This is a genomic window from Hydrogenispora ethanolica (assembly GCF_004340685.1).
Classification (GTDB): Bacteria; Bacillota; UBA4882; order UBA8346; family UBA8346; genus Hydrogenispora; species Hydrogenispora ethanolica.
In genome coordinates, this window is record NZ_SLUN01000049.1 from 24,472 (window position 1) to 33,850 (window position 9,379).

Consider the following 9,379-nt stretch of genomic DNA (forward strand, 5'->3'; position numbering starts at 1 on the left):
CCGGATTCCCTGCGTCGCCCGGCGTTTTTCCGAAATTACCTGAGTTCGTAATTTTTCATCGAGTAGGCTAAATTTTTGATCAGATAAAATTGCTTTTTTGACTATAAAAAGGTAAAATGTTGTTAGTTATTTGGCTAAAATTAGGTATTTCGGACCGGCTTTTTCGAGAAGTGGAGGAGAGGGAATTCCATGGTTTCACCCCATGCTTCGCCGTTTTTAGCGATGGAAGAACGCCTGCGAGTCCGCTTCCATGCCACGAATAATGAATTTATTTTTTTGCGAAAGGATCTCCGAAATATGACTCTACGGCGCTTGTGGGTCGGCTTGTTATTGCTTTTGGCGATTCATATCTCTCCAATTCAGGCTGTGACCAACCCGGATCCGGTCTCCTCCCCGGTTGTGAATGAGGTTAGCTTGGAACAAAAACGGGTCATCCGTAAACAATTGCTCTCTCAAATGGTTGAAAAGTATAACCAAAACCAAGTTTTCCCCCATATCCAAGCCTATATGGTCGAAAAATACCACCAGATGAAGAAAAAGACCAAACCGAAACCACCGGCGCAATTGATCGTGGACACCTTGGAGCGTTCGCGCTCGGTTTATGAGAAAACCCGCTCTTTTGTGGGAGAAAGTTTCAAACGGGTTTATAACCCTCTGCAAATCGAGAGCACCATCAACCGCTACCTCTGGCTAAAAGGGCTCTGCTTCTTAGTTTTGGGAATTAATGAAGAGCATAAAATTGCCCTCTCCTATTTCTATCAGCCCGGCAACGAGCAGGAAAAACTGGAGTTTCTTCACGACGCCATCCATTATTCGTTTCCGGAGATACCGGATGTACCCGCCAACAGCGCCTGGTACGAAGGCATGACCCCGGTGATGGATCGGCTCTGTTTCAAACTGTTTAATATCGATAAATACTCGCCGGGCAGCGCTCCGTCCTCGACTCCGACGGCCCCTTGACATCGGCGCGTCTTTCCTTCTATTTTTCGCACTCGCCGTCTGAATGTGAAATGCTGTTTTTTCGGCCATTCTTTCTTTTTTATCGAAAAAAGTTACAACAGCACTGCACATCTTTTCAGATACTCCATAATATAAACTGATGCAACTCCTAGAAAATCCTCATATTTCAGCATTTTTTCCTCCAATTGCCGCACGAATCGATACAGCGCCGGAACATCCTTACTCAGTTGCTGTGCATCCTTACTCAGTTGCTGTGCATCCTTACTCAGTTGCTGCGCATCCTTACTCAGTTGCTGTGCATCCTTACTCAGTTGCTGTGCATCCTTACTCAGTTGCTGTGCATCCTTACTCAGTTGCTGTGCATCCTTACTCGGTTACTGTGCATCCTTACTCAGTTGCTGTGCATCCTTACTCAGTTGCTGTGCATCCTTACTCGGTTACTGTGCATCCTTACTCGGTTACTGTGCATATTCGTTCAGTAGCCGATCTATATTTTTTCATCATTAAGACACTTTTGCCCCCATTACGGTCGACACCAAACCAACCGCAGATTTTATACAACCAGTCCAGTGTATTCCATTACGCTCAGCACACCGGGGTATAAACTACGTTTGAAGTATGGTGATTTCATTGATAATCCGGGTTAAATTGGTTGGATTTGAAGCGGATACGGGAGTTATTCTTTTACATAACGGAGATCTGGTAAAAATTCCTCGCAGTCTTTTACCGTATGACGCCAGGCCGGGTGATATCATTAAAATCCGTGTCGATAAGGGAGCTACTTTAAAACAAGGCGGCTAAGGATTTTTCATCAGGGGCAGCCCAGCGGGGCGGCCCCTTCAAATTAAAAAAGCATCGTAAAAGAAGCCCCGGTGGGGCTTCTTAATCGGACCATTTCATATAATCGATTCCGGGATCAACTTTTGGTTTTTCAGTGGTGCCGTCCTTCTGCTTCTGCTTGGATAAAGTGCGGGCCAGTTCCGCGGAGCTTTCCATGTTGGATTGCGCTTTTGTCCGTTGCGCTTGTTTCAGGTCCAAGTTTTTGGGTTGGTTCTGCTTTGACTGGTTCATTTAGAGCCACCTCCTCGGCATCTATTATGAACCTTTTTATGAAAAAAATGAGTTCCTCGAACCGGCGGTCTACTGTAGTCGAGCTTTCAGCTCCGGCGGGCGGCCGGTCCGTCATTCATGGCGCAATGCTTCGATAGGATGCAACCCCGCCGCTTTATACGCCGGGTAACCCCCAAAAAAAAGCCCGACCACGATCGAGAATCCGAATGACAGCAAGATGGATTGGAGCGAGATGACCGCCGCCCAACCGGTGATCTGGGTGACCAGTAACGCCAGCCCCCATCCAAGACTTATTCCGATTAATCCGCCAATCAGGCTGAGCACTACCGCTTCGATCAGGAAGAGCCCCAGGATCTCCGCTTTTTGCGCGCCGATGGCCTTGCGGATCCCGATCTCTTTAATCCGTTCGGTGACTGAGACCAACATGATATTCATGATCCCGATCCCGCCAACCAGCAATGAAACCGCGGCAATTCCGGCCAACAGCATCGTGAAGGTTTGAGTGGTCTGTTCGACCGTGGCCAGGATTTCCGCTTGATTGCGAACTGTAAATTTGCTCTCATCCTTGAATTTATAGTACAAGGCGGCATAAATCTGGTTATAGACGCTGTCCACTTGCTTTTCGTTTTCGGCCTGAATATAGATAGTACTGATATTCTGATTGCCGAAGATTCGCTGCTGCGCGGTTGTCAGCGGAATCAGGATCAGATCGTCGCTGTTGCCGAAACCGCTCTGCCCCTTTTCAGCCAGAACGCCGATGATTTGAAACCGGACGGTGCCAACCTTGATATCCTGCCCCAGCGGATCGGAGTCCGGATAAAGCTGCTGCGCCACGTAGGAGCCGATTACTGCCACCCGCCGCCGCGCATTCAGCTCAGATTCATCGAAGACCCGCCCTCCGGCCAATTGATAGTTACGGACCGTAAAATACGGGATGGTGCATCCGATCACTGAAGTCTGCATGCTGACAAAACCATTGCCAACCACATCGCTGCGCCGGGCTTCCGGGGCGATGGCGGCGATATCCGTAGAAGCTTCGGCAATAACCGGCAATATGTCATTGGTCAGTGGCTGACCGCCGCCGAAGGAACCGCCCCTGCTATTTCCCATTCCGGCGAAGACCATCACCAGATTGGATCCCATCGCCGTGATATTCTGGGTGATCTGTTGCTTGGCGCCCTCGCCCAGGGCTACCATGACAATGACCGCGGCCACCCCGATGATCACTCCCAGCATGGTCAATAAGGAACGGATTTTGTTCGCGGCCAGGTTTTTGACGGCCATCGTAAGATTTTCAGTGACTCTCATGCCGGCCATCCTTCCCGATCGATCATGATCTGGTGATTTGATTCATCGGCCACAAGCTTTCCGTCGCGGAAGCGCAAGATCCTCTGGGTGTAGTTGGCGATATCCGGCTCATGGGTTACCATCACTATCGTCATCCCTCTACGGTGCAGTTCCTGAAAGATAGCCAGAATCTCCACGCTGGCCTTGGAATCGAGATTCCCGGTGGGTTCGTCGGCCAGCAACAGTTTCGGCTGGTTGACCAGCGCCCGGGCAATGGCCACCCGCTGTTGCTGGCCACCGGACAGCTCCCGCGGTTTGTGATGAATGCGGTGTTCCAAACCGATCCTGGTCAAGGCTTGACGGGCGAGGCCATGCCGCTCCGCCGTGGACATCCCGGCATAGATCAAGGGCAGTTCCACATTTTGGAGGGCGGTCAGATTCGGCAGTAAATTAAAGGACTGAAATACAAAGCCGATCTCCTGGTTGCGCAGTCGGGCCTGGTCCCATTCGCCCAATTCCGCGACTTCCCGGCCGACCAGCCGGTACGATCCGGAGCTCGGCTGGTCCAGGCAACCGATGATATTCATCAGCGTCGACTTTCCCGAACCCGACGGTCCCATCAAGGAGACCATCTCCCCTTCGCGGATGGTGAGCGAGACTCCGTCCAGCGCCCGCACCTCCGTGTCGCCCATCTGATAAACTTTACAGATATTCTCCAATTCCAGCATCCGTCCTCACCTGCCCATCCGGCGCATGCCACCGCCACCACCGCCGCCCATGCGGATCATCGTCGGCCCGGGATCTCTGCCCTGATCCGGAATCTGCAATTTGGGCACGGCAACCAGCTCTCCTTCGGTCAAGCCGGATAGGATTTCTACATGATCCGCGGTTTTATATCCCAACCGCACCTTCCGGGAGACGAATTTACCCTGCTTCAACACTTTGACGATGGCGCCGTCGCCATTCTGTCCGGTTATCGCCCGCGCGGGAATGGCCAAGACATTCGGATGAGCATTCACCATAATCGTCACATCCACTGTCATTCCCGCCTTCAAAAGACCCTTCAGGTTTTCACGGGATCGTTTCATCACACTATTCGGCGGCGGATTGCCGCGATCCCCATTCCGTATCGCTCCCCGCTGCTTGCGCCGTTCGCCGACGCCACGCTCCGGCGGAGTCAGGGAGGAATCACTGCCGCTCCCCAACAACGGTTTGATGACCACCGGGAACGTAACCACGTTTGAAGTGACAGTTCCAGTGCTTCCGAATGAGATCACCTCGCCCGGCACAATCGTGCGGTTTTGGTCATTGGCGCTGATCTCGGCCGGCAGACCGATCGCCACTTGGTTGATGTCGCCCTGGTCCACGGCAGCCTCGATCCGGATCGCTCTATCCCCGCCCAGAGTCAACAGCTCGTCGGTGTTCGCCACCGTCTCTTCCAGTTTCACATTGATCCAGGAGACTTCGGCGTCAAATGGCGCCCGGATGAGAATATTGTTATTCTTATCCACCCCGTTCTTATCCAACGAATCCAACTTTTGCCGATATTCAGCCACCTCGGTTTGGTGTTGCCAGACTTTGCTCTGGGCGTTTTCCAGATCGTCGATAGTCGTGCCTTGGATTTTATAGAGAATCTGTTGCCGCTCCAAAGCTTTCTGCGCGACCTTCAAATTTTCCTGAGCCTGCTCTAACGAGGATTTCCAACTGGAGGAATAATTGATCAGATCCGCGTCTTTTAACTGCAGGATCAATAAAATATCCCCTTTTCGGACCGAATCGCCCGGTCTCACCAGGATCTCTTTGACCGTTGCGCTATAGGGCGGATAAATCGCGGCGTTTTTCTCGGTAACCACATTTCCAGTGGCGTCAATCCGGTCACTGAGATCCATCCGCCGTACCTCAATGGTATTGAACGCATCGGTCTGTTCGGCCAGCGCCGCCTGCTGCCGTTGTTGTTTGACGAGCCAAACGGCAGCGAAAGCGATCAGAATCGCAACTCCCAGGATCATCCATTTCTGCTTCCAATTTTTCAAATTTGCTCTCCTCCAATCAATACCGCGCGCAAATGTTTTTTGAGACACTTCCAGAGACAATTGCAGTCATTTCCTCGCTCATGCCCGAATTTCTCTCCTACGTTATAGGAGGGGGAATGTACTCACTTTATTTCATCTGGCTTTCTGATCGGCTTTTTGATCAAACAAGTAAAGATCGCCGAGGGCCTTTTTCAGTTTCTGCAAGGCCAATACCCGGTCATAGCCAGATTTTACGGCCGCTATCTGCGCGTCCAAGGCGTCCTGGCGCGCATCAGAAAGATCTGCGAAAGTAATCGAACCGAATTGCCGCTGAACCTCTTTGATCTCCAGATCCTTATCGTAATACGGCAATGCCTTTTGATTCAATTCATGCTGTTTGACGGCCAGTTGATACTCGGAAAACGTCTGAGAAACATCCAGCAAAATATTCTGGCGTTCTCTCTCCAGGTCCAATTTGGCATTGTCCAGCGTATACTGCGCTTGCTTTGTTTGATTGGCGGCAGTGCCAAAATCGAGGCTCCAGTTGAACTTTAAAGTGAAGTACCTTTTCTTGGAGCCATAATAATCCGTATTGGTAGTGCCGATGTTGGCCTGAGACTGATAAGAATTGTCCTTTTTAGCAGCCAACCAGCTAAAATCGCCGCTCAAAAAATCATAACTCAATCCAAAACTTTGGGTTTGATCCTGATCGTTGTAACTTACGGATACGGCCGGCATCTCTTCATTCTTGGTCTGCGCCCAGGTCCGCTGAGCCTGCTTGAAAACGATCTCTTTTTTCTGCAGCTCCAACCGTCTTTGCAGGGCTTTTTGTTGCAACGCGGCCAATTGTTCATTGATCGGGTCCTCTTTGAAATTTACTTCTGCGAATTGATAATTGGAGAGGTCTTTCAGCCCGAGCTGATTGGCGAGTTTCTGCTTGGCGATGTCCAAATCGGAGCGATCCTTTTCCACATCGAACTCAGCCTGGTTCAAGCTGTTTTGAGTTTTGAGCTGATCTGGCTTGGTGATCTTGCCCAGACTCAGTAGCTTCGTTGCCAGGGCATGGTCTTCTTTGTATTTCGCCAGCGCCGCTTCATGCAGTTTCAATACTTGCTGGGCTTTTAAAACCGTAAAATAATACTCATACGTATTATAGATGACCTCGGCCTGATCGATTTGGAGTGTCGCCTCGGCCGTAACCTGCTCCCACATCGCGGCTTCGATATTGGAGACGATTTTCTGGCCATACAGGTTATACGTGGTCGGAATCGTCTGCTGAACCACGATCTGATAGGCGCTCGGATAAGTATCGTCGGTTGTTTGATATTGGTATTGCCCTTCCACGGTGGCCTGCGGCAGGATATTCAATGCCGCTTTCTTGACTGCCAGTTTAGACTTTTCCAAGCTGTTGCGGTCCGTTTTCACTTGATAATCGGCTTGACAGGCCATTTCCACCGCTTGTGAGAGGGATAAAGTTTGGCTTTCACCAAAGGCTGGACTCCAGCCGAGTAAACCGATAAAACACGCGATGATCCACCATGAGCGTTTCAACTCAAGTCGTTTGCTCTGCAAATTTCATCCCCTGCGCTTCCTCTTTTCATTTGTTCTCTCATCCTTAACCGGCGATTCTGCTATTCCAGCTGATAGGCTTTTTGACGCTGGAGGACCTCTGCGGGTCGGTTGGTGATAGGTTGGAAAGAACAACGTAAAACTGACCCCCGCGTCCTCCCCGTTCGCAACAGTAATGCTACCCCCATGAAGTTCAACCAGTTTCTTTACGATGGCTAATCCCAGACCATTCCCGGATTCACCGCCACGTTTTTTAGCGCGGTAGAAACGCTCGAAGATTCGGGGCTGGTCCTCGAGGGGAATCCCGGAACCGTCGTCCCGAAAATGAATCACGCTCCAACCATCGGCTTCCCTGCATTCAATGATAATCTTTTGCAAACCGTCCGAATGTTGCAGCGAGTTATTGAAGAGATTTTGCAAAATCTGTTCCAAACGGCGGTAGTCGGCGTAAATGTATTGGCCGATCTCGGTCCGGCATTCCAGTTCGATCCGCTTCCCTTTCAAGGATAAATCGTTCCTTCTTTTGAATTGCTCCAAGAATTGCCGGCAATCAATGGCATCCGGGTCAAGGCTGACAGTTCCGGCGTCAAAACGGGCCAACTCCAATAACTCTTTTACAAATGAGGATAACCGCTCCGCCTCCTCCGAGGCAATTTGCAGATACGACTGCTGTTCGGAGGCAGTTAATTGCAGTTCCGTCATTTGCAGCGTTTCCAAGTATCCCTTGATGGACGTAAGCGGCGTCGATAATTCATGCGATATATCCACGATAAACTGCCGGCGCTGGCGATCGATGGCCTGCAGCTCGCCGGTGAATTTTTCAATGGAAGCCGCCATTTCATTCAGAGCCCTGCCGATACTGGCGAATTCATCGTTTCCTCTGAGAGTAACCCGAGTTTGATATTGCCCCCGCGACAGACGCTCCACCGCCTCCAATAAGGTAGACGACCGCCGGTAAAGCCAACGAAAGATCAAAAAGCCAAAAATCAGGGCCGGCCCCAGCGCCATCAGCATGAAGGTGGAAAGCATTCGAAACATTCCTGCGATACGGTTCAAGTCATTGGAAAAAAAGATTAGATATCCGCTTTGCGAACCCACCGCAATCTTTTCAGCCGCCACCCAGATCATTTTATGGTTGCGGCGTACCTGATAGCGGTAGTTACCGCCGCCAAGGTCGACCCGGTGCACATACGGAACAAACGCAAGTCTGGTTCGATGGAAATTCCGGTTCTCTTTGGCAATATATCTTCGCAGGTCAAAGTCGGGATTATGCTCAAATTTCCAACGGATGTCGGCCTTGATGTACTGAAGCATCTCCTGTTTTTCTTGTAAAACCCGGGGTAAAATTGTTTTTCCCAAGCCAAAGTGAATAATGACGCCCTGATAGATAAAAAAGAGCCATAACAGACCAAAAAAGATGAGTACCATCCGGAAATAGGAACGGATCTCAGGAATTCTCATTAAAGCGATACCCCACTCCCCAAATTGTCACAATTCGCTGCGGATTGGCAGGATCGGTCTCAATCTTACGCCGTAAGCGGCTGATGATCCGATCGATGCTGCGGTCGTAAACATAACTGTCTTCGCCCCAGATACGTTCCAGTAACTGTTCCCTTTTAAAAGATAATCCCCGGTTCTTCATTAAGAAGTAAAGTACGTCAAACTCTAGCGAAGTAAGCGGAATCAACCGGCCATTCAACTTTACCGCCATTGCGCCAGGATCAATCTCCAACTCACCCACGCTGATTGAGGGTACTCTTTCCTCTTCCCGGGTTAAGTGGGGACGACGCAACAACACCCTGACCCTTGCCAGTAACTCCCGGACGGAGAAGGGTTTGGTCACATAATCGTCCGCCCCCATCTCCAGCCCAACCAGCTTGTCAACCTCTTCCTGTTTGGCGGTTAACATCAAAATGTACACATCGGACCTGCACCGGATTTCACGGCATATTTCCAATCCGTTTTTTCCGGGCAGCATCAGATCGAGGACGATCAAATCCGGATGAGTCCGCTGAAATTGCTCCATCGCCTCCAGGCCGTCATACGCCTGAAAACATTGATGGCCTTCCCTTTCCAAATGGGTACGGAGTAAAGCCGAAATATTCTTTTCATCCTCAACAATTAAAATACTACTCATTTTCCATCCACCCAGCGTTGCCAAAATTGAGAGACCTAGCTGTTTTTCAGAAAACCATGGATCATCCATCGCTTCTAATTGGACGAATTTCGGGTCCATAAAGTTCGGGATATCCGGCTCGATACCACTTTTCATAATAACTAACTTCATTTCATCAATAACCCCACTATATGATAAATAATGGACTCATTTTTGAGTCCATTGTTACGTATATGTTAAAATTGCGGTTTCAAAGACGAATCCATAATTAGGGTTCGCTGAACAGAGAAAAAAGCCTTGATAATACTAAGTTTAAGAGCTATTTGTGGTATAATAGATCCAAGGAAAACAGCGATAAAAGAAC

The 9,379-nt window shown here is 49.9% G+C and carries 8 protein-coding genes; 1 reads left to right on the forward strand and 7 read right to left on the reverse strand.

Features of this window, described 5'->3' with window-relative positions; all coding sequences use genetic code 11:
- Positions 1 to 189: 189 nt before the first annotated feature.
- Positions 190 to 960 carry a hypothetical protein gene (locus tag EDC14_RS24305; RefSeq protein ID WP_132017348.1) on the forward strand — a complete coding sequence of 257 codons (771 nt, stop codon included), beginning with the start codon at positions 190 to 192 and terminating at the stop codon, positions 958 to 960.
- Positions 961 to 1,842: 882 nt separating this feature from the next.
- Here EDC14_RS24305 and EDC14_RS24315 read toward each other — a convergent pair.
- From EDC14_RS24315 to EDC14_RS24345, 7 genes are all read right to left on the reverse strand, one after another.
- Positions 1,843 to 2,031 (reverse strand): hypothetical protein, encoded by a 189-nt coding sequence (locus EDC14_RS24315; protein ID WP_132017352.1) that lies wholly within the window; start codon positions 2,029 to 2,031, stop codon positions 1,843 to 1,845.
- Between the two features lie 111 nt (positions 2,032 to 2,142).
- Positions 2,143 to 3,339 (reverse strand): ABC transporter permease, encoded by a 1,197-nt coding sequence (locus EDC14_RS24320; RefSeq protein WP_165908289.1) that lies wholly within the window; start codon positions 3,337 to 3,339, stop codon positions 2,143 to 2,145.
- Positions 3,336 to 4,046, reverse strand: coding sequence for an ABC transporter ATP-binding protein (locus EDC14_RS24325; protein ID WP_132017356.1), 711 nt, complete (start codon positions 4,044 to 4,046; stop codon positions 3,336 to 3,338). Before EDC14_RS24325 ends, EDC14_RS24320 begins: the two co-directional genes overlap by 4 nt.
- A 6-nt stretch (positions 4,047 to 4,052) precedes the next feature.
- Entirely contained in the window at positions 4,053 to 5,351 is a 1,299-nt protein-coding gene (locus tag EDC14_RS24330) for an efflux RND transporter periplasmic adaptor subunit (protein ID WP_132017358.1), read from the reverse strand.
- 132 nt (positions 5,352 to 5,483) lie between these two features.
- Positions 5,484 to 6,779 (reverse strand): TolC family protein, encoded by a 1,296-nt coding sequence (locus tag EDC14_RS24335; RefSeq protein WP_132017360.1) that lies wholly within the window; start codon positions 6,777 to 6,779, stop codon positions 5,484 to 5,486.
- 126 nt (positions 6,780 to 6,905) lie between these two features.
- Positions 6,906 to 8,360, reverse strand: a complete 1,455-nt coding sequence (locus EDC14_RS24340; protein WP_132017362.1) for a sensor histidine kinase — start codon at positions 8,358 to 8,360, stop codon at positions 6,906 to 6,908.
- Positions 8,347 to 9,036, reverse strand: coding sequence for a response regulator transcription factor (locus EDC14_RS24345; RefSeq protein ID WP_132017368.1), 690 nt, complete (start codon positions 9,034 to 9,036; stop codon positions 8,347 to 8,349). The genes EDC14_RS24340 and EDC14_RS24345 overlap by 14 nt, the downstream gene beginning before the upstream one ends.
- Positions 9,037 to 9,379: the final 343 nt, after the last annotated feature.

Bases quoted from the DNA above. Each gene is read 5' to 3' on its own strand.
- EDC14_RS24305 (WP_132017348.1), top strand. From the start codon at position 190: ATGGTTTCACCCCATGCTTCGCCGTTTTTAGCGATGGAAGAACGCCTG.
- EDC14_RS24315 (WP_132017352.1), bottom strand. From the start codon at position 2,031: ATGAACCAGTCAAAGCAGAACCAACCCAAAAACTTGGACCTGAAACAA.
- EDC14_RS24320 (WP_165908289.1), bottom strand. From the start codon at position 3,339: ATGAGAGTCACTGAAAATCTTACGATGGCCGTCAAAAACCTGGCCGCG.
- EDC14_RS24325 (WP_132017356.1), bottom strand. From the start codon at position 4,046: ATGCTGGAATTGGAGAATATCTGTAAAGTTTATCAGATGGGCGACACG.
- EDC14_RS24335 (WP_132017360.1), bottom strand. From the start codon at position 6,779: ATGGCCTGTCAAGCCGATTATCAAGTGAAAACGGACCGCAACAGCTTG.
- EDC14_RS24340 (WP_132017362.1), bottom strand. From the start codon at position 8,360: ATGAGAATTCCTGAGATCCGTTCCTATTTCCGGATGGTACTCATCTTT.
- EDC14_RS24345 (WP_132017368.1), bottom strand. From the start codon at position 9,036: ATGAGTAGTATTTTAATTGTTGAGGATGAAAAGAATATTTCGGCTTTA.